The 22,943-nt window shown below is 70.9% G+C and carries 23 protein-coding genes and 1 pseudogene; 17 read left to right on the top strand and 7 right to left on the bottom strand.

Features of this window, described 5'->3' with window-relative positions:
• Positions 1–61: 61 nt before the first annotated feature.
• Positions 62–1,573, bottom strand: a complete 1,512-nt coding sequence (locus tag ABCS02_RS25485) for an MFS transporter (RefSeq protein WP_345838492.1) — start codon at positions 1,571–1,573, stop codon at positions 62–64.
• Between the two features lie 116 nt (positions 1,574–1,689).
• On the opposite strand from ABCS02_RS25485, the gene ABCS02_RS25480 reads away from it, so the two are divergent.
• Positions 1,690–2,337, top strand: a complete 648-nt coding sequence (locus ABCS02_RS25480; protein ID WP_345838491.1) for a TetR/AcrR family transcriptional regulator — start codon at positions 1,690–1,692, stop codon at positions 2,335–2,337.
• Between the two features lie 10 nt (positions 2,338–2,347).
• Here ABCS02_RS25480 and msrA read toward each other — a convergent pair whose 3' ends face one another.
• A complete protein-coding gene (msrA, locus tag ABCS02_RS25475) occupies positions 2,348–2,896 on the bottom strand; it encodes a peptide-methionine (S)-S-oxide reductase MsrA (RefSeq protein ID WP_345838490.1) in 549 nt (182 codons plus the stop codon).
• Positions 2,893–3,360, bottom strand: coding sequence for a peptide-methionine (R)-S-oxide reductase MsrB (gene msrB / locus ABCS02_RS25470; protein ID WP_345838489.1), 468 nt, complete (start codon positions 3,358–3,360; stop codon positions 2,893–2,895). The genes msrA and msrB overlap by 4 nt, the downstream gene beginning before the upstream one ends.
• A gap of 164 nt (positions 3,361–3,524) precedes the next feature.
• Between msrB and ABCS02_RS25465 the strand changes: the two genes are divergently transcribed.
• On the top strand, positions 3,525–4,745 hold the full coding sequence (locus ABCS02_RS25465; protein ID WP_345838488.1) for an alpha/beta fold hydrolase: 1,221 nt from the start codon (positions 3,525–3,527) through the stop codon (positions 4,743–4,745).
• A gap of 40 nt (positions 4,746–4,785) precedes the next feature.
• Entirely contained in the window at positions 4,786–6,156 is a 1,371-nt protein-coding gene (locus ABCS02_RS25460; protein ID WP_345838487.1) for an FAD-binding oxidoreductase, read from the top strand.
• A gap of 3 nt (positions 6,157–6,159) precedes the next feature.
• Here the strand turns inward: ABCS02_RS25460 and ABCS02_RS25455 are convergent, their stop codons facing one another.
• A complete protein-coding gene (locus tag ABCS02_RS25455) occupies positions 6,160–6,675 on the bottom strand; it encodes a hypothetical protein (protein ID WP_345838486.1) in 516 nt (171 codons plus the stop codon).
• 210 nt (positions 6,676–6,885) lie between these two features.
• Here ABCS02_RS25455 and ABCS02_RS25450 point away from each other — a divergent pair.
• From ABCS02_RS25450 to ABCS02_RS25435, 4 genes and pseudogenes are all read left to right on the top strand, one after another.
• Positions 6,886–7,207 (top strand): annotated as a pseudogene (locus tag ABCS02_RS25450) (PQQ-dependent sugar dehydrogenase); the annotation flags it as partial.
• 285 nt (positions 7,208–7,492) lie between these two features.
• The gene (locus ABCS02_RS25445) at positions 7,493–8,230 is read left to right on the top strand and encodes a CoA pyrophosphatase (protein WP_345838606.1); all 738 of its coding nucleotides are present in this window, start codon (positions 7,493–7,495) and stop codon (positions 8,228–8,230) included.
• Between the two features lie 216 nt (positions 8,231–8,446).
• Positions 8,447–9,346, top strand: coding sequence for a phospholipase (locus tag ABCS02_RS25440; protein WP_345838485.1), 900 nt, complete (start codon positions 8,447–8,449; stop codon positions 9,344–9,346).
• A 1-nt stretch (position 9,347) separates the two neighbouring features.
• Complete coding sequence (locus ABCS02_RS25435; protein ID WP_345838484.1) at positions 9,348–10,310, top strand: hypothetical protein; 963 nt, start codon at positions 9,348–9,350, stop codon at positions 10,308–10,310.
• Between the two features lie 12 nt (positions 10,311–10,322).
• On the opposite strand, the gene ABCS02_RS25430 is transcribed toward ABCS02_RS25435, so the two are convergent.
• A complete protein-coding gene (locus ABCS02_RS25430; RefSeq protein WP_345838483.1) occupies positions 10,323–10,688 on the bottom strand; it encodes a type II toxin-antitoxin system PemK/MazF family toxin in 366 nt (121 codons plus the stop codon).
• Positions 10,685–10,903, bottom strand: a complete 219-nt coding sequence (locus tag ABCS02_RS25425) for a ribbon-helix-helix domain-containing protein (protein ID WP_345838482.1) — start codon at positions 10,901–10,903, stop codon at positions 10,685–10,687. The genes ABCS02_RS25430 and ABCS02_RS25425 overlap by 4 nt, the downstream gene beginning before the upstream one ends.
• Positions 10,904–10,988: 85 nt before the next feature.
• Here ABCS02_RS25425 and ABCS02_RS25420 point away from each other — a divergent pair, with 85 nt between their 5' ends.
• On the top strand, positions 10,989–11,534 hold the full coding sequence (locus ABCS02_RS25420; RefSeq protein ID WP_345838481.1) for a dihydrofolate reductase family protein: 546 nt from the start codon (positions 10,989–10,991) through the stop codon (positions 11,532–11,534).
• A gap of 11 nt (positions 11,535–11,545) precedes the next feature.
• Here ABCS02_RS25420 and ABCS02_RS25415 read toward each other — a convergent pair whose 3' ends face one another.
• The gene (locus ABCS02_RS25415; protein ID WP_345838480.1) at positions 11,546–11,947 is read right to left on the bottom strand and encodes a DUF3054 domain-containing protein; all 402 of its coding nucleotides are present in this window, start codon (positions 11,945–11,947) and stop codon (positions 11,546–11,548) included.
• Between the two features lie 30 nt (positions 11,948–11,977).
• Between ABCS02_RS25415 and ABCS02_RS25410 the strand changes: the two genes are divergently transcribed.
• The 9 genes from ABCS02_RS25410 to uvrB all read left to right on the top strand — a co-directional run bounded on the left by ABCS02_RS25410 (position 11,978) and on the right by uvrB (position 22,780).
• Positions 11,978–12,436 carry a flavodoxin gene (locus ABCS02_RS25410; RefSeq protein WP_345838479.1) on the top strand — a complete coding sequence of 153 codons (459 nt, stop codon included), beginning with the start codon at positions 11,978–11,980 and terminating at the stop codon, positions 12,434–12,436.
• Positions 12,437–12,556: 120 nt separating this feature from the next.
• The gene (rpsA, locus tag ABCS02_RS25405; protein WP_345838478.1) at positions 12,557–14,011 is read left to right on the top strand and encodes a 30S ribosomal protein S1; all 1,455 of its coding nucleotides are present in this window, start codon (positions 12,557–12,559) and stop codon (positions 14,009–14,011) included.
• A gap of 82 nt (positions 14,012–14,093) precedes the next feature.
• The gene (locus tag ABCS02_RS25400) at positions 14,094–14,465 is read left to right on the top strand and encodes a DUF4440 domain-containing protein (protein WP_345838477.1); all 372 of its coding nucleotides are present in this window, start codon (positions 14,094–14,096) and stop codon (positions 14,463–14,465) included.
• A 16-nt stretch (positions 14,466–14,481) separates the two neighbouring features.
• On the top strand, positions 14,482–16,095 hold the full coding sequence (locus tag ABCS02_RS25395) for an MFS transporter (protein ID WP_345838476.1): 1,614 nt from the start codon (positions 14,482–14,484) through the stop codon (positions 16,093–16,095).
• A gap of 27 nt (positions 16,096–16,122) precedes the next feature.
• Positions 16,123–16,821 carry a hypothetical protein gene (locus tag ABCS02_RS25390; RefSeq protein ID WP_345838475.1) on the top strand — a complete coding sequence of 233 codons (699 nt, stop codon included), beginning with the start codon at positions 16,123–16,125 and terminating at the stop codon, positions 16,819–16,821.
• A 104-nt stretch (positions 16,822–16,925) separates the two neighbouring features.
• The gene (locus tag ABCS02_RS25385) at positions 16,926–18,695 is read left to right on the top strand and encodes a PAS domain-containing sensor histidine kinase (protein WP_345838474.1); all 1,770 of its coding nucleotides are present in this window, start codon (positions 16,926–16,928) and stop codon (positions 18,693–18,695) included.
• Positions 18,695–19,879: a hypothetical protein gene (locus ABCS02_RS25380; protein ID WP_345838473.1), complete on the top strand. Its 1,185-nt coding sequence runs from the start codon at positions 18,695–18,697 to the stop codon at positions 19,877–19,879. The genes ABCS02_RS25385 and ABCS02_RS25380 overlap by 1 nt, the downstream gene beginning before the upstream one ends.
• 24 nt (positions 19,880–19,903) lie before the next feature.
• The gene (gene coaE, locus ABCS02_RS25375; protein ID WP_345838472.1) at positions 19,904–20,521 is read left to right on the top strand and encodes a dephospho-CoA kinase; all 618 of its coding nucleotides are present in this window, start codon (positions 19,904–19,906) and stop codon (positions 20,519–20,521) included.
• A gap of 177 nt (positions 20,522–20,698) precedes the next feature.
• The gene (uvrB, locus tag ABCS02_RS25370) at positions 20,699–22,780 is read left to right on the top strand and encodes an excinuclease ABC subunit UvrB (protein ID WP_345838471.1); all 2,082 of its coding nucleotides are present in this window, start codon (positions 20,699–20,701) and stop codon (positions 22,778–22,780) included.
• The last annotated feature ends 163 nt before the right edge of the window (positions 22,781–22,943 follow it).

The raw sequence follows: 22,943 nt of genomic DNA, 5'->3' as shown, positions 1-22,943 counted from the left end.
GCGCTGCACGAACCGCAGGAGTTGCGCGGCGCCTCCCGCCGGGTCGCGGCGGGAGGCGAGGTCAGTGCGCGGCGACCGGTTCGGGGGCGTCGGCGCCCGGCGCGGGCTCGACGTGGGGGACACGGCGACGGAACAGGAGCGCGGCGACGATGGCGCCCACCGCGAAGAAGCCCGCAGCCCACCAGTAGGCGGCCGAGTACCCGGCCACCGCGCCCGAGGCGATCGTCGCCGCGGGATTCGCCCCGGACACGAGGTGCGCCGTCAGGTACGCCGTGGTGGCGGTGGCGGCGATCGTGTTGAGCAGGGCAGTACCGATCGCCCCGCCCACCTGCTGGCTCGTGTTGACCATGGCCGATGCGACTCCGGCGAAGTGCCGGTCGACGCCGTAGGTCGCCGTCTGCATGGACGCCGGCATGATCGTGCCGACGGCCGTCCCGAGGATCATGAGCGCGGGCAGGACGTCGGCGGCGTAGGTGCTGCCGACGTCGAGCCGGGTCAGAAGCACCATCGCGGTCGCGCCGAGCAGCATCCCGATCGGCACCATGAGCTTCGCGCCCAGCCGCGGGAACAGCAGGTTCGTGGACAGCTGGGCGGCGAGCACGAGCATCGCGATCATCGGCAGATACGCAAGACCGGTCTGGATGGGGCTGAATCGGAGCGTGAGCTGCAGGTAGTACGTGACGAACAGGAAGGTCGCGAACATCCCCGACCCCGCGATGAGGATCGAGAGGTAGGCCGCACCGCGGTTGCGGTTGAGGATGATCGGCAGCGGGAGCAGCGGATGCGCGGCGCGGCGCTGCCACAGCACGAACGCGACGAGCAGGATGCCGGCGAGCGTCAGCACGCCCCACGCGAGCGGCGAGTCCCAGCCGTCGGTCTCGGCGTTCGCGAAGCCGTACACGATCCCGAACAGGCCGCCCGAGACGAGGATGGTGCCGGGCACGTCGAGCTTCGGGCGCGGGCCGCTGGAGGTCATGCGGCCGATGAACAGCAACGCTCCGACGATCGCGATCGCGGCGAAGAAGATGTTGATGTAGAGGTTCCAGCGCCAGTCGAGAACCTCGGTGAGGAACCCGCCGAGGAGCAGACCGAGCGCCCCGCCTGCGCCGGCGATCGCGCCGAACACGCCGAAGGCGCGCGCGCGCTCCTTCGGGATCGTGAACGTCGTGGTCAGCACGGCGAGGGCGGTCGGTGCGAGCAGCGCGCCGAAGGCGCCCTGGAGGGCGCGCGCGGCGACCAGGATGCCGAAGTCGGGTGCGGCGCCGCCGAGGGCGGAGGCCAGGGCGAAGCCGATGAGGCCGATGATGAACGTGCGCTTGCGTCCGATGAGGTCGGAGAGGCGGCCGCCCAGCAGCAGGAGCGAGCCGAACGCGAGCGAATAGGCGGTCACGACCCATTGCCGGTCGCCGTCGGAGAAGCCAAGGTCGGCCTGTGCCGAGGGCAGTGCGATGTTCACGACGGTCGCGTCCAGCACGACCATGAGCTGGGCGAGGCCCACGGTGACGAGGGTGAGCCAGCGGCGAGCGGACGCCGTGGAGGCGGCCGTCGCGGAAGCTGTCGAGGTGGAGGTCATGTCCGCCACTCTATACGGAACGAAGCAGTTCCGGATATTAAGAGTTCCTGAACTCCCAGGTACCGTATGAGACGCTAGACTGGATCCGGGCCACGACCCAGAAGGAGACAGCCCTCATGACGCCGCTCGAGCTCGTTGTCGACGACGAGGATGCCGTGGCCGCGGAGACGCAACGGCTGGGGCGCAAGCGCGACCACAGCCGCGATCCGGAGATCCTCGAGGCCGCGATCGACGTGCTCGCGGAGACCGGCTACGACCGGATGACCGTCGACATGGTGGCCGCCCGCGCGCGGGCGGGCAAGGCGACGCTCTACCGCCGCTGGCCGTCGAAGGCCGAGCTCGTGCTCGACGCGGTCGCGTGCATGAAGAAGGGCGCGTTCGATCTCGACCGCCTGCCCGACACGGGCACGCTCCGCGGCGATCTGATCGCGATGATCAAGGCGCCGCGCCTCGAGGACAGCGCGCGGAAGATGCAGGTCATGGCGGGGATCGTGTCGGTCCTGTCGCACTCGCCCGAGCTCGCCGACGCGGCCGAGGAGGCGCTCATCGCCCCCCGTCGCACCGCTAACCGCGTGCTCATGCAGCGCGCGAAGGATCGGGGGGAGGTCGCGGCCGATCGCGACATCGACCTCGTCTCGACCGTGTCGTCGGCGATGGTCATGCAGCGGATGCTGATGGAGCGCAAGCCGGTGACACGCGAGTTCGTGGTGTCGATCATCGACGGGATCATTCTCCCGGCGCTGGGTCTGACGCCGGGAGAATGACCGGTCCCGGTCAAGCGGTCGCGGCCGCCTTGTGGCGGGGCAGCACCCAGCCGGCCCGCGGGAAGTGGCACGTGTACCCGTTGGGGTAGCGCACCAGATAGTCCTGATGCTCCGGCTCGGCCTCCCAGAACGGGCCCTCGGCCTCGATCGTGGTCACGGCCTTCGCCGGCCACAGGCCGGAGGCATCCACGTCGGCGATCGTCTCCCGCGCAACCTTCTCCTGCTCGGGGCTGAGCGGGAAGATGGCCGAGCGGTAGCTGGTGCCGATGTCGTTGCCCTGACGGTTCAGGGTCGACGGGTCGTGGATCTGGAAGAAGAACGCGAGGATGTCGCGGTAGGTCGTCTTCCCGGGGTCGAACACGATCTCCACGGCCTCGGCGTGCCCGGGGTGGTCGCGGTAAGTGGCGTGGGCGTTCTGGCCGCCCGTGTAGCCGACGCGCGTGTCGAGCACGCCCGGCTGCCGGCGGATGAGATCCTCCATGCCCCAGAAGCAGCCGCCCGCAAGGACGGCCGTCTCGGTGCCGGGGCGGCGGGTGATGGTTCCGGTGTCGTCGGTCATTCGGCGTCCTCCGTGCTCTCGGGGAAAAGCTCTCTGTACGCACCGTAACCCTGCTGCTCGAGCTCGGCCACGGGCACGAAGCGCAGGGCGGCGGAGTTCATGCAGTAGCGCAGGCCGCCGGCGTCGCGGGGGCCGTCGTCGAAGACGTGGCCCAGGTGGCTGTCGGCGCCGGCGGAGCGCACCTCGGTGCGCTTCGTGAAGAACGAGCGGTCGGTCTTCTCGGTGACGGCATCCGTATCGATCGGCTTCGTGAAGCTCGGCCATCCGGTTCCGCTGTCGTACTTGTCCCTCGACGAGAAGAGCGGCTGGCCGGAGACGACATCGACGTAGATGCCGTCCTCGTGGTGGTCCCAGTAGCGGTTGCGGAAGGGCGGTTCGGTGGCGTCCTTCTGGGTGACCTGGAACTGGGTGTCGGTGAGGCGGCCGAGCGCCTCAGGCGTCTTGCGGTAATCGTTTGTGGTCACGGTTTCCCTCCCGGGTTTCCCGCTGGGCGCAGCGGGGTCATCAGAGGAGAACGGTCGTCCGGCCGCTTTTGGTCCCGGAAGCCTGGGAGCCGGCTGTGAGTTCTCGGGAGCGGGGGATGCCCGCCGCCAGAGTGGCTTCAGCACCGGTCTCGGGGAGGACGGAAATGGGCGACGAGTTCGCGGTCTCGGACGAGTTCTTCGACGGGCAGACCCTGCGGGCGGCGTCCGCGGCCCTGTTCGGCGGGGCGGACATCGGCGAGTGCATCGCGATCGCCCGCCGGGTGCGGAACGGCGACCTCGACAGCTGGCACACGGAGTGGTTCGCCGCGGCGGAGAAGGCGTTCGCGCTCGGCGAGGAGGCCGAGGCCGCGGGGCAGGGCGAGACGGCGCGGCTCGCATTCCTCCGGGCCTGCACGTACTTCCGCACGGCGGGCATCGTCTACCTCGCGCAGCCGGTCGATCCGCGTCTGCCCGAGAGTCTTGCACGGCAACGGGATGCCTTTCGTCGCGCGATCCCGCACCAGTCGGCGGTCATCGTGCCGGTCGAGATCCCGTTCGACGGCATCATGCTGCCGGGCTACCACTACCGCGTCGCCGACGACGGGCGGCAGCGTCCGACCGTCATCCTCGTCGACGGCTACGACGGCACGGTCGAGGAGCTGTACTTCGGCAACGCGCAGGCGGCGCTCGACCGCGGTTACGATGTGCTCGCGTTCGACGGTCCCGGGCAGGGATCGGTGCTGATCGAGCAGGGCGTGCATCTGCGACCGGATTGGGAGAACGTCCTACCGAGCGTGGTCGACTGGGTCGTCGCGCAGCCCACGACCGATCCGGAGCGGATCGCCGTGATCGGGTGGAGCCTCGGCGGGTTCCTCGCGCCGCGCGGCGCGAGCGGGGAGCGGCGTCTCGCGGCCTGCATCGCCGACGCGAACCTCTACGACATGTTCGACATCGCGGTGTCGCGGATGCCGGCGGCGGTGCGCGGCGAGATCCCGGACGGGAATCGGGTTGCGATCGCGACCGTGCAGACGATGCTCGACACGACGATGCGCCGCCCGACGGAGGGATGGTCGTTCCGGCGCGGGCTGTACGTGCACGGCGTCGAGACCGGGATCGACTACATCCGCGACATGCGCGGCTACACCCTGAATGGGTTTGCCGAGCAGATCGCGTGCCCGACGCTCATCTGCCGCGGCGAGTCCGACGACGTCTCCGAGACCGCGTCGCTCACCTTCGACGCGCTCACGTGCCCGAAGGAGTTCATCGAGTTCCGGGATGCCGACGGTGCGGGCGGGCACTGCGAGATGGGCGCCCGGCAGCTGTACCTCGCCCGCGCGTACGGCTGGCTGGACGCGATCCTCCAGCCCGAGCGGGCGGTCGCGTAGCCGCGGCGAGGATGTCCGAGGCCTCCGCTAGGTTCGCGGCATGTCCTCCTTCTCTCCCGATGACGCAGCAGAGCGGCTCCGCGCCTCCCTCGGCCCTCTCGTGATCTTCCCGGGCGACCCCGAGTACGACGTCGCCCGCTCGCCCTGGAACACTGCCGTCGATCAGCGCCCGTTCGCGGTCGCGCGCCCCGCGTCCGCGGACGAGGTGGCGGCCGTCGTGCGCGCCGCCGTCGCCGCCGGGCTCCGGGTCGCGCCGCAGTCCGCCGGGCATGCCGCGGCGGCGCTCGCCGACACCGATCTGGCGGACGTCGTGCTCGTCTCGCTCGCCCGGCTGCGCGGTGTGACCGTCGATGCGGAGGCCGGCGTCGTCCGCGTGGCCGGCGGCACGCTGTGGGGCGAGGTCATCGCCGAGACGGCGCCGCACGGTCTGACGGCGCTGCACGGCAGTGCGGGCGACGTGTCGGTCGCCGGATACGCCCTGAGCGGCGGCGTGTCGTTCTACGGGCGCCGGCACGGCCTGGCGGCGAATGCGATCCGCGCGGTCACGCTCGTGACCGCCGACGGGCGTCAGGTGACCGTCGATGCCGGGTCGGAGCCCGAGCTGTTCTGGGCCGTCCGAGGCGGGGCGGGCGCGTTCGGCATCGCGGTCTCGCTCGATGTTGCGCTGCTGCCGTACGCCGACGTGTTCGCAGGGATGCTGCTGTGGGACGCGTCGCATGCCGGCGAGGTGGCGCGCGCGTGGGCCGCCTGGACGGCGACCGCCCCCGAGAGCGCGACGACGTCGCTGCGCATCATGCATTTCCCGCCGATCCCCGAGCTGCCGCCGTTCCTGCGCGGGCGATCGGTCGTCGCGATCGACGGCGCGATCCTGGAGGCGGACGACGAGGCATCCGACCTGCTGGCTCCGCTGCGCGCGCTGGCGCCCGAGCTCGACACGTTCGGCCGCATCCCCGTCGCGGAGATGCTGGGTCTGCACATGGATCCGCCGCAGCCGACTCCGGGGTACTCGGCGACGGCGATGCTGTCGTCGCTGCCCGCTGAGGCGGCGGACGCGTTCGTGGAGGCCGCGATGAGCGCGCGTCCGATGGTCTCGGAGCTTCGGCACGTCGGCGGTGCGATCGCGCGGCCTCTCGTCGGCGGCGGTGCGGTGTCCTCGATCGAGGGGGACTATCTGCTCGGGTCCGTCAGCGTCGTGCCGACGCCCGAGGCCTTGGCGCCGGCGCGCACGGCGACCGCGGCGGTGATCGGCGCGCTCGGGGCGTGGCGCGCGCCCTCGCTCGCGTTGACGTTCCTCGACGGTGGCGGAGTGGATCCTCGTCCGGGGTTCGGCGCGTCCGCCGATCGGTTGGCTGAACTGAAGCGGTCATACGATCCCGCAGACGTCTTCGTCGCGGCCCACCCCGTCACCTGACCGTCAGCGCGGCTGCGGTTCCTCGATGGCGGTGGACACGGTGAACGAGCCTTCTCCGACGTACCGCGGCGCGCTCTTGATGATCGCGACGACCTCCTCCACCTCGGCGTTGAGCTGCTGCCGGCACTCCTGCAGGTAGTACCGGTACCGCTCGGGGGCGAGCTGCTGCCGCTCCAGGTAGGCGCTGAGCGCGGCGACCATCTTCCGCAGCGCGAGGGTCGCGGGCGACCTGGGCACGAGCTTCTCGCGAGCGTCGCGCACGGCGTCCCGCGCCCGCAGTATCGATCGCAGCACGAGGGCGAGGTCGTCGACGACCTCCGATGCCGAGGGGTCGACGAGCTCGGGGATGTCGGGGGTGAGTGCGCGCCGGAAGTGCAGGTCGTCGACGAGGTTCTCGAGGGCCTGGTGCTCGGCGCGACGGAGCGCGGTGCGCTGCCGCACCACGTGGATGGCGTAGGCGATGCCCACGCCGAGGAGGGCGCCGAGCAGTCCGCCGGCCAGAGAGTCGAGGAAGTTCATGGGTGCCGCGCTTTCATTCTCGGATTTCATCCGTTCGGATGATGCTCGGTGGTGTTTCCGCCGCATCGCGGAGGGGGTCGCTCGTGAAGGAACGGCCACGTCGACCGTGTTCACGGGCGGTGGAATCCGTTCTCCCGGCTGGCATCGCGGAGGCCGCCGTGTGGACCATACGCGTTCCGGCGGTCTCCGCGCGGACCGCTGATCCCGCTCGGTCGCATCGCGTTCGGCCCGGACGGCTGCCTCTACGTCGCGACGGGAGACGCCACGCGACGCGGCGCAGGATCCGGGATCGCGCGGCGGCAAGATCCTGCGCCTCACGCCGGAGGGTCCCCGGCCCCGGGCAATCCGTTCGGCACCGTCGTCTCCTCGCTCGGGCATCGCAACGTGCAAGGCCTGGCTTGGACCGCCGACGGCACGATGTCCCGCGTTCCTCGACCCGATCGTCACGTGGAGTCCGAACGAGGCGAGCCCGAGCGGACCGGCCGCGTCCGGCCGCACGCTGGTCGTCGCGACCCTGCGCGGCGAGCGCGTCTGAACGTTCGACGTCGATGGGGGAGCGCTCGCCGCGGGGCCCGAGCCGCCGTGGGACGGCATGTTCGGCCGCATCCCGCTGCGCGTCCCGTTCCCCCCGGCGTGAGGCGCCCCCGCGCGCACAACTCCTGCAATCCGCGCCACGCCCGGCCGGGTCGCGCGGGATTCCGGGGAACGGCTGACGGGCGCCCGAGCGATTGCAGGAGTTGTGCGGCGGGGGCGGGCGCGACACCGCGGCCGGGGCGACCGGACGTAGCCTGGGAGGGTGAGTGCCGGGCCCCGTGACATGTCCGCGCGGGCGCAGCTCGCTGCGCTGGCTCAGGACCCGGCGTGGGCCGACGGTGACCTCGGCAGTCCGCTCGTCGACATGCCCGCGATCCCGGATGCGCGCCCTGCGGCCGTGCTCGTCCTCTTCGGCGTCCTGGACGGGCTGGCGAGCGAGCGTGATGCCGCCGCGCGCGCGGTCTCGCGCGACCTCGACGTGCTGCTTCTGGCCCGCGCGACGACCCTGCGCGCTCACCCCGGCCAGATCGCGTTCCCGGGCGGTCGCGCCGACCCCGGCGACGACGGTCCCGTCTCGACCGCGCTCCGCGAGGCGCGGGAGGAGACCGGGCTCGACCCGGCGGGTGTCGAGGTGCTCGGAGCCCTGGCGCAGATCCCGCTGCTGCCGTCGCGCTATCTCGTGACGCCGGTGCTGGGATGGTGGCGGCAGCCCTCACCCGTGCGGGCAGTGGACGCAGGGGAGTCCGTCGACGTCTTCCGCGCGCCGCTCGCGGACCTGCTCGACCCGGCGAACCGCGGATCCGTCGTCCTCCGGCGCCAGGGGCTCGAGCATCGCGGGCCCGCTTTCCTCGTGAATCACCCGGCCGGTGCCCACCTCGTGTGGGGCTTCACGGGAGCGATCCTGAGCGCGCTCTTCGACCGCCTCGGGTGGACCGAACCCTGGGATCCGTCACGGCGGCTGGCGCTGCTCGAAGCCCCCGAGGGCTCCGTGGCGGACGACGCCGCTCCAGCTGCATCCTGACATTCGAGGCATCTTCTTCCGACTCCGTGCGAGTGTTCGCTTTTCACCGCCTCACCAGGGGTTGAGCGGGGTTCGCGGCCGGACGCTCCCACGAACCGTACAGGTTTCGTTGACGGTTCGCCCAGACTCATGGCCCAAAGTCAGGGCTTTGTGTCTCACCCGAGGACGCACTGCGCTGTTTCTGCGCGCAGGAAAACCGGAGGAACGAAACCGTCCATGCAGTCTCATCAACCGTCCATTCCCACCCGAAACCGGCGCCGCCGCTCGTTCGTCGTCATCACCACCGCGGGCCTCGCCCTGGGTCTCGCCGGCGCCGTCGGCCTCACCGTGCCCCTGCCTGCTTTCGCCGCGGCGACCCCCCTGTCCGCAGCCCTCCAGGTGCTGCCGGCGGCGGCATCCACCGTCATCCCCGGCAACAAGCCGCTGAGCGACATCACGACCGACGCGCGGTGGACCCTCGACCGGGGCCAGGCCGCGCTCGCGGACGCCGCGTCGGTGTCCTCGGACATCGCCGGCTCCGGCCTCGATCTCGGCGTCGACACCACGATCGACACGTCCGACCTCCAGGACGCCCTGGGGCGCCTGTCGAACCCGGACCTGATCCCGCTCCTGCTCCTGCCGGGAGCCACGGATGCCGCCAGCACGCAGACCGGTGCGGTCACGCAGCGCGTCGCTACGCTGCGCACCGCTCTCGATGGCGCGCGCGCCGCGAAGGCCGCGGCGGAGGCCGCCGCAGCCGAGGCGCAGCGCCAGGCCGAGCAGGCCGCCGCCGAAGCCGCGGCAGCGGCGGCGCTCGCCGCCGCGAACACCCCGGCCGGCGCGCAGGCGACCGCTCGCCAGCTGGCCTCGTCCGAGTACGGCTGGGGCGACGGCGAGTTCTCGTGCCTGCTGTCGCTGTGGAACCGCGAGTCCAGCTGGAACTACCAGGCGTACAACGCGGGCAGCGGAGCCGCCGGCATCCCGCAGGCGCTCCCCGGCAGCAAGATGGCCAGCGTCGGGTCCGACTGGGAGACGAACGCGACCACGCAGATCCAGTGGGGCCTGCGTTACATCGCCGGCTCCTACGGCACCCCGTGCGGCGCCTGGGGTCACTCGCAGTCGACGGGGTGGTACTGACATGTCGACCACTCGCACCGTGCACCGCCGCCGCAACCGTCTCGTCGCCGTCGCGACCGTCTGTGCGGGGGCGGCGCTGACCGTCGTCGCCACGACCGGCGTCGCGGCATCCCTTCCGGTCTCGCAGCCCGCCGCGGCCTCGCATGCGGTGGTGTTCGCGTCGAACACCACCGCGAGCAAGCCGCTCAGCGCGATCACGGCCGATGCCCGCGCCGCGATCGACCGAGGCCACGCCGCGCTCACGGGCGCGGCATCCGTCACGACCGACATCGCCGGATCGGGCCTCGACGTGGGCGCCGACACCTCCATCGATACCTCCGGCCTGGAGTCCGCGCTCGACCGCCTGTCGAACGTCGACACGATTCCGCTCATGCTGCTGCCGGGTGTGACGGATGCCGCGACCGAGCAGACCGACGCTGTGGCCAGCCGCGTGGCGGGCCTGCAGAACGCGCTCGACGGCGCCCGTGCCGCGAAGGCCGCAGCCGATGCCGCCGCAGCGGCGGCCGCTGCCGCCGAGGCGCAGCGTCAGGCCGAGGCGGCTGCCGCCGAGGCCCAGCGCCAGGCGGATGCCCAGGCTGCCGCCGCGCGGGCCGCGCAGGCGCAGCGGTCGTCGAGCTCGAGCAGCTCGGCCTCGGCACCCGCGGTCGGCCCCGTCGATCCGGGCAGCGTGCAGGGGATCGCGCGAGCCATGATGGCATCCCAGTACGGGTGGGGCGACGACCAGTTCGCGTGCCTCGTGTCCCTGTGGAACCGCGAGTCGGGCTGGAACTATCAGGCGTACAACTCGGGCAGCGGGGCCGGCGGCATCCCGCAGGCCCTCCCGGCGAGCAAGATGGCCAGCGCCGGCGCTGATTGGGCGACCAACCCCGCGACGCAGATCGCCTGGGGCCTCGGCTACATCGCCGGCTCCTACGGCACCCCTTGTGCGGCCTGGGGCCACTCGCAGTCCACCGGCTGGTACTGATCCGCCGTCGCCTCAGAGGACGAGGTGCAGGCGGAGCGCGTCGTCGATCGCTCCGATCAGCTCGGCGGAGACCCATCCGACGATGCGCTGGACCCGGGTGATCGACACGGCTCGCACCTGCTCCGCCTGCGCCTTCGAATCCTGCGGGAGTCCGGTGTCTGCGGCCGGCAGCAGGACCTGGAAGGGGAACACCCGCGCCGTCTGGGACGTCAGGGGCACGACCGTGAGGACTCCGGTCCCGGAGCGCGCGGCGGCCGCGTTGGCGGTGTTGTTGCTGACGACGACGGCGGGCCGCGTCTTGGCGGCCTCCGACCCGACCGTGGGGTCGACGGAGATCAGGACGATGCTGCCGCGCCGGACGAGCGGTGTCTGATTCATGCGACGCCAAGGCCGTCGCCCGTCGCGGCCTCCCAGGCGACGTCATCCTTCCACTCGGCGAACGCCTCGGCGTAGGCATCCGACAGGCGACTCTCGCGCAGGAGCCGGATCGCGTCCTGCACGGCGGCCGATCTGCTCGCGTAGCGGCCCGCGAGCTCCTCGGAGTCGAGATACGCCACGTCTTTGTCGTCGAGGCTGACGCTGATCTTGGTCACGGGTGAGATGCTACTCCGGTAGCACCATCGCTGCTACCGCGCCCCCGGGGTGTCCGCCACGGTCGCCGGCGGGTATGGTGGCGCCGTGCGACCGCTTCGGTACTCGATCAACGTCACGCTCGACGGGTGCGTCGATCACCGTGTGGGGATCGCGGACGAGGAGCTGCATCGGCACGCGATGGAGAACATCGCACGGGCTGACGCGGTGCTGTTCGGCCGGGTCACGTACGAGCTGATGGAGAGCGCGTGGCGTCCGCCGGCGTCGGATGCGATGCCCGAGTGGACCCAGCCCTTCGCCCGCGAGATCGATCGGGCGAAGAAGTACGTCGTGTCGAACACCCTGGAGAGCGTCGACTGGAACGCGGAGCTCGTGCGCGGTGACGTCGAGGCCGGCGTGCGCGAGCTCAAGAGCATGCCCGGCGACGGGCTGGCCACGGGTGGCGTCACCCTTCCGACGGCGCTCGCCGAATGGGGCCTGATCGACGAGTACGAGTTCGTCGTGCATCCGCGCGTGGCGGGTCACGGCCCGGCGCTCCTCGCAGGCCTGTCGAAGCCGCTCGACCTCGAGCTCGTCGGCCGCGAGGAGTATGCGTCGGGCGTGGTCGCGCAGCGGTACGTGCCGCGCCGCTGACCGGCGCCGACTCAGCGCCGCGCGCGGAGGGCGCGGATGCCGCGCACGATCGCGCGCCAGCCGACCAGGAACACGAGCAGGGTGATCGCGGCGACGATGACGAACGCGACCGCGACGCCCTGGCCCGAGACCGCGCGCAGCAGCATCCCGACCACGACGGTCGCGGCCCACACGCCGAGGCCGGTGCGGAGCGGGGCGACCGGATGCCGCCACCCGAGCGTGACGACCCAGCCGACGATCAGGCCAACGAGGAACGGCCAGGCGGTGATCGCGAGGCCGGAGCCGCCGGGCCCGAGCACGCCTTCCGCGTGGCTCGCGCGTCCGATCGCGGCGAACGCGACGACGAGCACGATGTCGACGACCAGGGCGAGGACGATGACGCCCGGGCGGGTCTTCGCGGGGGAAAGAGGCATGCGCACCAGGCTAGGCGGCAGGATCGGAGGGTGACGCATTCGACGCGGCTGCTGGTCGTCCACCATTCGCCCACGGCGCGAACGCAGGAGCTCGCGGGGCTCGTCCTCGCCGGCACGCGAGCGGACGGCCTGGAGGGCGTCGAGATCGTCGAGTCGGCCGCCTTGACGACGACGTCCGAGGACGTCCTGGCTGCCGACGGCTACCTCCTCGGGACCACCGCGAACTTCGGTTACCTCTCTGGCGCCCTCAAGCACTTCTTCGACACGACCTATGACGAGACGCGGGAGCTCACGGCCGGGCGCCCGTTCTCGTTCTGGATCCACGGCGGCCACGACACGACGGGAGCGGAGCGCGCGATGCGCTCGATCACGACCGGCTACGGCTGGCGCCTCGCTGCCGAGCCGCTCGTCTTCGTCGGCGAGCTCACGCCCGAGCGCCGGTCCCGAGCGCAGGAGCTGGGCGCGACCATCGCCGCGATGCTCCTCTGATACCCTGGAGTGTCACACGTATGGCTCGTTCCGCACGCCTGTGACAGCGCGTGACCACAATCCATTCGGCCCGGGTTCGACCGGGCCCCGACTTCCCACCCCAATAGGACAACCCACTACATGACTACCGCAACGACCGCCCCGGCCACCAAGCAGGTCGCGATCAACGACATCGGATCTGCCGAAGACTTCCTGGCCGCGGTCGAGAAGACCCTCAAGTTCTTCAACGATGGAGACCTCATCGAGGGCACCGTCGTGAAGATCGACCGCGACGAGGTCCTCCTCGACGTCGGGTACAAGACGGAGGGTGTCATCCCCTCCCGCGAGCTCTCCATCAAGCACGACGTCGACCCCAACGAGGTCGTCAAGGTCGGCGACCCGGTCGAGGCCCTCGTTCTCCAGAAGGAGGACAAGGAAGGCCGTCTGATCCTGTCCAAGAAGCGTGCGCAGTACGAGCGCGCGTGGGGCGACGTGGAGAAGATCAAGGAGAACGACGGCGTCGTCACCGGCTCGGTCATCGAGGTCGTCAAGGGTGGCCTCATCGTCGACATCGGCCTCCGCGGCTTCCTGCCGGCCTCGCTCATCGAGCTCCGCCGCGTCCGCGACCTGACGCCGTACCTCGGCCAGGAGATCGAGGCGAAGATCCTCGAGCTCGACAAGAACCGCAACAACGTGGTCCTCTCGCGCCGCGCCCTGCTCGAGCAGACGCAGTCCGAGTCGCGCACCACGTTCCTCAACAACCTGCACAAGGGTCAGGTCCGCAAGGGCACGGTCTCCTCGATCGTCAACTTCGGTGCGTTCGTCGACCTCGGCGGCGTGGACGGCCTCGTCCACGTGTCGGAGCTCTCGTGGAAGCACATCGAGCACGCGTCCGAGGTCGTCGAGGTGGGCCAGGAGGTCACCGTCGAGATCCTCGAGGTCGACCTCGACCGCGAGCGCGTCTCCCTGTCGCTCAAGGCGACGCAGGAGGACCCGTGGCAGGTGTTCGCCCGCACGCACGCGATCGGGCAGATCACGCCGGGCAAGGTCACGAAGCTCGTCCCGTTCGGCGCGTTCGTTCGCGTCGCGGACGGCATCGAGGGCCTCGTCCACATCTCCGAGCTGAGCGGCAAGCACGTCGAGCTCGCCGAGCAGGTCGTGTCCGTCGGTGAGGACGTCTTCGTCAAGGTCATCGACATCGACCTCGAGCGTCGCCGCATCTCGCTCTCGCTCAAGCAGGCGAACGAGTCGGTCGACCCGTACGGCGCCGAGTTCGACCCGGCCCTCTACGGCATGACCACGGAGTACGACGAGAACGGGGAGTACAAGTACCCCGAGGGCTTCGACCCCGAGTCGGGCGCCTGGAAGGACGGCTTCGACGAGCAGCGCGAGAAGTGGGAGCAGGAGTACGCCGCTGCTCAGGCGCGCTGGGAGGCTCACAAGGCGCAGGTCGCCAAGACGCTCGAGGCCGAGGCGGAGAACCCCGGTGGCCTCGACGCCGGGTCGTCCTCGTACTCGAGCGACAGCGGCTCGGTCGGCACCCTCGCCGACGACGAGGCGCTCGCGGCTCTCCGCGAGAAGCTCGCCAACCGCTGATCGCCAGCTGACACGGAACGGGTCGGGACTTCGGTCCCGGCCCGTTCTGCATTTCGACGCGTGGCACGTGTACGGTGGCGGCGTGGCCGCTCCACCCCCGGACCCCGAGCGCCTCGTCATCGAGGCGGAACGCCGCCTGCTCGACCCGCTCGTCCGCTCGGACGTGGTCGAGCTCAGCCGCCTGCTCGCGCCGAGCTTCCGCGAGATCGGCCGCTCCGGCACGGTGTGGAACCGCGACGCGATCATCGCCGCCCTCGCCGCCGATCCCGGTGTTCCGGAGGGGCGGATGGACGACATCCTCGTCGACGTCCTCGCACCGCAGCTCTACCTGCTCCTGTACTCGTACGCGACGCCGTCCGAGGTGGTGCGGCGTGCGTCCGTCTGGCGGATGACGGCCCGAGGTCCGCGGATGGTGTTCCACCAGGGCACCCCCGTGCACGAGTCCCTGTCATAGCCCTAGCCTTGAGCGGGTGAGCACCTCGACCGCCCCGGCGGATGCCCCGCGTCGCGCGCCCCTCGTGCTGACGGCCCTGATCCTCAGCGCGCTCGTCTGCAACATCAACCTCGCGACCGCCAACATCGCCCTGCCCGACATCGGCGACGCGTTCGGTGCGAACCAGACGCAGCTGAACCTCGTCGCGGTCGGATGCTCGCTGGGCCTCGCGATGTCGGTCGTGTACCTCGGCGCCCTCGCCGACCGATACGGACGGAAGCAGCTCCTGCTGCTGGGCCTCTCGCTCACGATCGTCGCGAGCCTTCTCGCCGCGTTCTCGGTCTCGATCGGGATGCTGATCGGGGCGCGCATCTTCACCGGCATCGCGGCGGGCATGTCGTATCCCACGACCCTGTCGCTCATCACGGCCCTCTGGGCACGCGGACCCCGGCGCACCGTCGCGATCGCCCTGTGGTCCAGCATCAGCGCGATGTCGTCCGTGATCGGCTCCGTGATCGCAGGCGTCCTCCTGATCTGGTTCTGGTGGGGCTCGACGCTGCTCATCGCGGTGCCGCTCGCCGCCATCGCGATCGTGCTCGTGATCCTCTACGTGCCCTCGCACGTCGCGGAGTCGAGCGACCCCGTCGATCACCTGGGCGGCGTGTTGTCAACGCTCCTGATCGCGTGTCTCGTCCTCGGGGTGAGCACGGTCTTCGCGCCCGACACGGGGCTGATGGGGATCATCCTCCTGGCCTCGGCCGTCGTGCTGCTGCTCCTGTTCGGCTGGCGCCAGCTCCGCGCGCGCTTCCCCCTGTACGACCTCGGCGTCGCCCGTCGGCGCATGTTCTGGGTGCCCGCGACCGGCGGCCTCATCGTGTTCGGCTCGCTCATGGGCGCGATGTTCGTGGGGCAGCAGTTCCAGCAGAATGTCCTGGGCTACCCGCCGCTGCAGGCGGCGGTCTCGATCGTCCCCGCCGCGGTCGGCCTGCTCCTGGTCGCGCGGTTCTCGGCGAGCATGGTCACGCGGTTCGGCTCCCGGGTCACGATGCTCGTCGGCTACGCCTTCGTGTTCTCCGGCTTCGTCACGATGCTGTTCTGGGGGGAGTGGACGCCGTACTGGTATGTGTCCATCGCCTACTTCCTCATCGGCTGCGGCGCGGGTTTCGGCATGACCCCCGCCTCTCGGGCGCTGACCGAGAGCACCCCCGTGCGGCGCGTGGGCATGGCCTCCGCGACGTCCGACCTGCAGCGCGACCTCGGCGGCTCGATCATGCAGGCCCTGCTCGGCGCGATCCTCGCGTCGGGCTTCTCCGTCGCGTTCGGGAAGCTCATCGCCGCGAGCCCGCAGGCGTCCCAGATCAGCTCAGAGACGACCGCGGCGCTGCAGGCCTCGTACGCGTCGGCGCTGCACGTGGCCGAGCAGTATCCGCAATACCAGAGCCAGATCATCGAGGCCGCCCGCGAGAGCCTCGTGAACGGGGCGATCGCGGCGTACGCGGTCGGTGCCGTCGCGATCCTCATCGGCGCCGCGGTCGTCGGGTTCCTGCTTCCCGCACACAAGCGCGAGCGCGAGCTGGTCGACGGGTACGCGGCGAAGGACGGTGCCGCGGCCTCCATCCCGGCACCCTCCCAGGCGGCCGGCCTAGGGTGAGGAGTCCCCGCGACCTGGAGGACGACCATGGGATTCCTGGACCGCCTGTTCGGATCTGACGAGCAGCGACCCAAACGCCCGACCGCCGCGCAGACGCCCCCCGCCTACGCGCAGACCCCGCAGCCCGCCGCGCCGCAGCAGCCTCTCACCGAGGACGAGCTCGCGATCCAGCGCTATCGCTACCTGCTGCGCACGGCCCCGCCCGAGACGATCGAGCAGGTCCACGCCGAGGCCTTCGCGAGGCTCACCGACGCACAGCGCCAGCAGGTGCTCGCCGACCTCTCCACCCAGCTCCCGCCGGCGGAGCGCCCGCGCACCGACAGCCCCGACGACCTGGCCCGCGCCGCGACCCGCGCGGAGTACACGAACCCCGGCTTCATGGAGCGCTCCCTCGGGAACAACGCTCGCGCGGGCGGCGGTCCGAGCTTCGGCTCGATGCTCGGCACCTCCATCCTCGGCGCGGTCATCGGCTCCGTCGTGGGCTCCGCGCTCGTGAGCGCGTTCGTCGCGCCGGCCGTCGCCGCCGACCAGGGCGGCGCCGACACCGGGACGGATGCCGCGGGCGCCGACTCCGGGACGGATGCCGGGGGTACCGCGGGCTCCGACGCGGGTGCCGCCGACGCCGGTGGGACCGACGCCGGCTCGGTCGACGCCGCGGGCTGGGACGGCGGGTTCGACGGGGGAGATTTCGGCGGCGGGGACTTCGGCGGCGACTTCGGCTTCTGACCGGCCCCGGAATCCGCTGAACGGGGGCCTTCGCGCACGAGCCTGACGGCGATTCCCGAGTCACGTGTGGGCTGCGTACCCTTCGACACGCTAACGTCGCGGGTATGCACGACGACCGCGCGATCGCCGGTGACACGCCCGCACCGCGTGGGGTGCGGGCGTTTCTCGCGCGGAACCACAATTCGTTCCTCGACAACGCGCGCGGACGCATCGCGGCGCTGAACCAGCTGCTGCTGTGCGTTATCGTCCTGGTCGTCGCGATGGTCGTCCTCTTCGACGACGGCGGCGGCTCTTACGACCTGTTCATGATCGGCGTCCTGCTCGTGTTCCTGGGCGGTGCGGCGGCGCTCATCGTGCCATGGAACCGGATCCCGCCGGTCTGGGTCTCGGTCATCCCGCTGATCGACATCGTCGCGATCGCGCTCTTGCGGATCGCGGAGCCCTCGGCCGGCTTCGCGCTGCTCTGGGCGTTCCCCGCCCTCTGGCTCGCTACCCTCGGCCTGCTCGGACTCGTCGCCTCGATCGTGGTGACCTCCACGATCTACTGGGTCATCCTGGCGATGCTCCCGCTGCAGACGCTCGGATACTCGAGCTTCCTGCTGCCGCTCGTCATGATCGCCATCTCGGTCACGTCCTACATCAGCACCCGTCGGTTCAACGCGCAGCGGATCCTCCTCGACAAGCAGGCCGGACTCCTCTCCGGTGCGCTCAAGCGCGCGCAGCAGCACGAGCAGCTCGTCGTCGACGTCATGGACGCCGTCGACTTCGGGGTCATCCGCATCTCGCTCGACGGCGACGTGTCGTTCGTGAACGAGGCCGTGAGCCGTATCCAGCAGGCGATCCCGGAGTTCGGGAAAGTCGACCAGCCGCTCCAGGAGATTTACCATCACGACGGGATCACGCCGCTCACCGAGGAGGAGCGACCCCTGCGCCGCGCCCTGCGCGGGGAGGTGTTCGAGAACGCCATCGTCTGGTACGGCGCACCGGATGCCGGACGCCGCTGGGCGATCAGCATGACGACCCGCCAGCTTCGCGACGGGCTCGGGAACCCGGCCGGCTCCGTACTCGTGGCCCGCGACGTGACGGCGGAGCTGACCGCGCTCCGGGCGCGCGACCGGCTCGTCGCGTCGGTCTCGCACGAGCTGCGCACGCCGCTCACCTCGATCCTCGGCTACCTCGACCTCGCGGCGGAGGACACCCGCGTGCCGGAGTCGACGCACGGCTACATCGAGGTGGCGCAGCGCAACGGCGAGCGACTGCTCGAGATCGTCGCGGACATCCTCGCGGCATCCAGCGCGTCGCGCTCGTCGGTCGACCTCACGATCTCCCCGGAGATCGTGGACGTCGCCCCGCTGGTGCGCCAGTCCGCCCAGGCGTGCGAGGCGTGGGCGGCGGAGCGCGCCATCCGCGTCGAGACCGCCGAACTCGAGAGCGCGCCCGCCTTCGCGGACCCGCTGCGCCTCCGGCAGGTGATCGACAACCTCGTTAGCAACGCCATCAAGTACAACCGCGACGGCGGCGTCGTCGGGCTCGCGAGCATGTCCGACGGGCGCACGACGTGGATCCTCGTGCGCGACAGCGGCATCGGGATGTCGGAGGACGACCAGGCACGCCTGTTCGAGCGGTTCTTCCGCGCCCGCGAGGACGTCGGCGGCACCGGGCTCGGGCTCGCGATCGCCCGCGACATCGCTCGCGCGCACGGCGGCGACATCACCGTGCGGAGCGCACCGGGCATCGGCTCGACGTTCGTCGTCCGGCTCCCCGCGACCGACGACGGGGAAGGCGACGGCGACGTGCTCCCGCACGAGACGGTCGTCGAGATGCTCGATCAGCGGCGAGCGCAGTCGCGCCGCCGCGCGGCGGAGGCCCACTGATGCTCGACCTGTTCTCCGTCTCGGTCATGACGGCTCTGGCCGTCAACGTCTGCGGCGTCGTCTTCATCGCGGAGACGCTCATCCGTCGCGACGAGCGCGCGGGCCGAGTCTGGTCGATCGCGTACCTGTTCGGGATGCTGACGACGCTCGCCTACGGCGTCTGGGCGTCCGGCCAGGGCGGCATCACCTCGGTCGCGATCGCCAACGGCTTCTTCGTCGCGTCGGCAGGCTTCATCTGGCTGGGGGCGCGGCGCTTCAACCAGCGTCCGCTCATCCTCGGCACGCTCGTGACCGCGGTGGGCATGATGCTCTCCTCCGGCATGGTGTTCGTGTTCTGGGACGCGGACGGCGAGTGGGCCGGCGTCGCGTTCATGTACGTCTCCGTCGCCCTGTTGACGGCGCTCGGCGCGATCGAGTGCTTCCGCGCCCCGATGGGCCGCATCCGCACGGCGTGGGCGCTCGCGTTCGTCCTGGCGTTCGTGTCTGCGTTCTACGCCGCGCGCGCGATCGTGTTCCTCGTCTGGGGTCCGGACAGCCCGGTCTTCTCGATCTGGTTCAGCACGATCGTGGCGAGCATGGTGACCGTGACCGTCACGATCGTGGGCGCGATCGTGACCTCGGTGCTGCGGTCGGCGGACGTCGATCCCCGCGCCTACGCGTGGGTCGGCTCGCGTCGCGTCACGTCCGACGGCATCCTCCTCAACGACGTGTTCACGGAGGCGCTCGACGACCTCCTGGAGCGGGCGGCGTGGCGGAAGGAGCTCGTCGCGGTGGTGTCGGTGCGGGTCGACGACCTCGGCCAGATCGCGACCGCCTTCGGTAGCGACATCGTCGACGCCATCACCGTCGCGTGGCGGGCCGGCGTGCGCCGCTACGCCCCGTCCGACGCGCTCGTCGGCGAGGACGGCCCGCGCGGCATCCTCGTGAGCTTCATGCCGTCGAACGCCGCAGAGGCGCGTCGCCACGCGGCCGTCATCTACCGCGGCCTGTTCGACGAGCTCGACGCACTGGAGACGGGGGTCATCCCCGTCGTGGGCGTGGGCATCGCCTTGACCGAGCGGTTCGGGCACGTCACCGACGTCCTGACCGCCAACGCGCAGCGCACGGCCCGCAAGGCCGCGACGAGCGCGGACTCGTCCGTGCTGTTCAGCGGCCTCGAGCCGGAGGCCGTGACCGGCGCCTGACGGCATCCGTGGCATCCTCGAACCATGCCGCTCGTCGCCCTCACCGGAGGCATCGCCTCGGGGAAGTCCACCGTCGCCCGCCGGCTCGCCGAGCACGGCGCCGTCGTGGTGGACGCCGATCAGATCGTCCGCGACGTGCAGGCGCCCGGGTCGCCGGTGCTGGAGCGCATCGCGGGGGAGTTCGGCACCCGGATGCTGCGGCCTGACGGGGCGCTCGACCGGGCCGCGCTCGGCGCGGTCGTGTTCGGCGACCCCGAGGCGCTGCGCCGTCTGAACCGGATCGTGCACCCGGCCGTCGCGTCCGAGTCGAAGGCCCGGTTCGAGGCGGCCTTCGACGCTTTCCCGCACGCGGTGGTGGTCTACGACGTGCCCCTGCTGGCGGAAGCCCGGGCATCCGACCCGTGGTCGTTCGTGATCGTGACGCACGCGCCGGAGGCGCTGCGGATCGAGCGGCTCGTCGAGCTGCGGGGCATGACCGCCGACGAGGCGCGGGCCCGGATCGACGCCCAGGTGGCCGACGAGGTGCGGCTCAAGCTCGCGGATGCCGTGATCGACACCTCGGGCGCGCTGGTGGACACCGACGCCCAGGTCGACGCCCTCTGGCCGCGCCTGGCCGCCCTCCCCACGCCACCCCCCGCCTGACCACCTCCACCTGAGAACGCGCTTGTGTCACGTTCTTGCGGCGTGTTCGTGACATACGCGCGTTCTCACGGGGCGAGTGCCCGAGCCACAGGGGCGAATGCCCAAGCCACGGGAGAGGCGGAGGCATGGGAGAGGGGCCCGAGGCCGATGTCGGAGGGCGCGCCTACGCTGGAGGGCATGCAGACCACGCGTTCCGTACGGCCGTTCGAGGTCGTCAGCGAGTATGCCCCGAGCGGCGACCAGCCGCAGGCGATCGCCGAGCTGGCGGCCCGCATCAACGCGGGTGAGACCGACGTCGTCCTGCTCGGCGCGACGGGTACGGGCAAGTCCGCGACGACGGCCTGGCTCATCGAGCAGGTGCAGCGGCCGACGCTCGTCCTCGCCCACAACAAGACGCTGGCGGCCCAGCTCGCGAACGAGTTCCGCGAGCTCATGCCGCACAACGCCGTCGAGTACTTCGTCTCGTACTACGACTACTACCAGCCCGAGGCGTACGTCCCGCAGACGGACACCTTCATCGAGAAGGACTCGTCGATCAACGCGGAGGTCGAGCGCCTGCGGCACTCGACGACGAACTCGCTGCTCTCGCGGCGCGATGTCGTCGTGGTCTCGACGGTCTCGTGCATCTACGGCCTCGGCGCGCCGGAAGAGTATCTGCGCGCGATGGTCGCGCTACAGACGGGGGAGCGGTACGACCGTGACGCCCTCATCCGGCGCTTCATCGCGATGCAGTACAACCGCAACGACGTCGACTTCTCCCGCGGCAACTTCCGCGTGCGCGGCGACACGATCGAGATCATCCCCGTGTACGAGGAGTACGCGATCCGGATCGAGTTGTTCGGCGACGAGATCGAGGCGCTGTACATGCTGCATCCGCTCACGGGCGACATCGTGCAGAAGCTCGACGCCGTGCCGATCTTCCCGGCGTCGCACTACGTCGCCGGCACCGATGTCGTGCAGCGGGCGATCGGCACGATCGAGCAGGAGCTGGAGGAGCGGCTGAAGGACCTCGAGTCGCAGAACAAGCTCCTCGAGGCGCAGCGGCTGCGCATGCGTACGTCGTTCGACCTGGAGATGCTGCAGCAGCTCGGCTTCTGCTCCGGCATCGAGAACTACTCGCGGCATCTCGACGGTCGCGTGGCCGGGGAGCCGCCGCACACGTTGCTCGACTTCTTCCCCGACGACTTCCTGCTCGTGATCGACGAGTCGCACGCCACGGTCCCGCAGATCGGCGCGATGTACGAGGGGGATGCGTCGCGCAAGCGCACGCTGGTGGAGCACGGGTTCCGGCTGCCCAGCGCGATGGACAACCGACCCCTGCGGTGGGACGAGTTCAAGAACCGCATCGGCCAGACCGTGTACCTGTCGGCGACCCCCGGCCGGTACGAGATGGGCATCGCCGACGGCGTCGTGGAGCAGATCATCCGCCCCACGGGTCTTATCGACCCGGAGATCGTCGTGAAGCCGTCGAAGGGGCAGATCGACGATCTGTTGGAGGAGATCCGCCTCCGGGTGGAGCGTGACGAGCGCGTGCTCGTCACGACGCTGACGAAGAAGATGGCGGAGGAGCTCACCGACTTTCTGGGCGAGCACGGCGTCCGGGTGCGGTACCTGCACTCCGACGTCGACACCCTGCGTCGCGTCGAGCTGCTGACCGAGCTGCGCGCCGGCGTCTACGACGTGCTCGTCGGCATCAACCTTCTGCGCGAGGGCCTCGACCTGCCGGAGGTGTCGCTGGTCTCGATCCTCGACGCCGACAAGGAGGGGTTCCTCCGCAGCGGGACCTCGCTGATCCAGACGATCGGCCGCGCGGCGCGCAACGTCTCCGGTCAGGTGCACATGTACGCCGACACGATGACGGACTCGATGCGCTCGGCGATCGAGGAGACCGAGCGCCGTCGCGAGAAGCAGGTCGCCTACAACCTCGCGAACGGGATCGATCCGCAGCCGCTGCGGAAGAAGATCGCCGACATCACCGACGCGCTCGCCCGCGAGGGCGCCGACACCCGCGCGCTGCTGTCCCGGAAGGATGCCGGGAAGACGAAGAGCGGGAAGGGCAAGTCCCCGACCCCGCAGCTGCGTCGCGAGGGCATCGCCGCCGAGGGCGCTCAGCAGCTCGAGGACACGATCGCCGATCTCAACGACCAGATGCTCGCGGCGGCCGGCGAGCTGAAGTTCGAGCTCGCCGCGCGGCTTCGCGACGAGGTGCAGGACCTCAAGAAGGAGCTCCGGGCGATGGAGCGGGCCGGCCACGCCTGACCCCCGCCGACGGGCGGGGCTCGCACACGCCTGCACCTGGTCCCGCACTCCCGCGCCGGCACGAGCGGAGGAGATGTGAGCAGCGGAGGGCCCAGCACCGGGATTCGGTCCTCCGCTCGTCCCATCTCCTCCGCTCGTGACCGGGCCGGCCACGCCTGACCCC

The organism is Microbacterium sp. X-17 (assembly GCF_039615055.1).
Note: the sequence above shows the minus strand (reverse complement) of the source record. Positions and strands in the feature narration are given on the sequence as shown.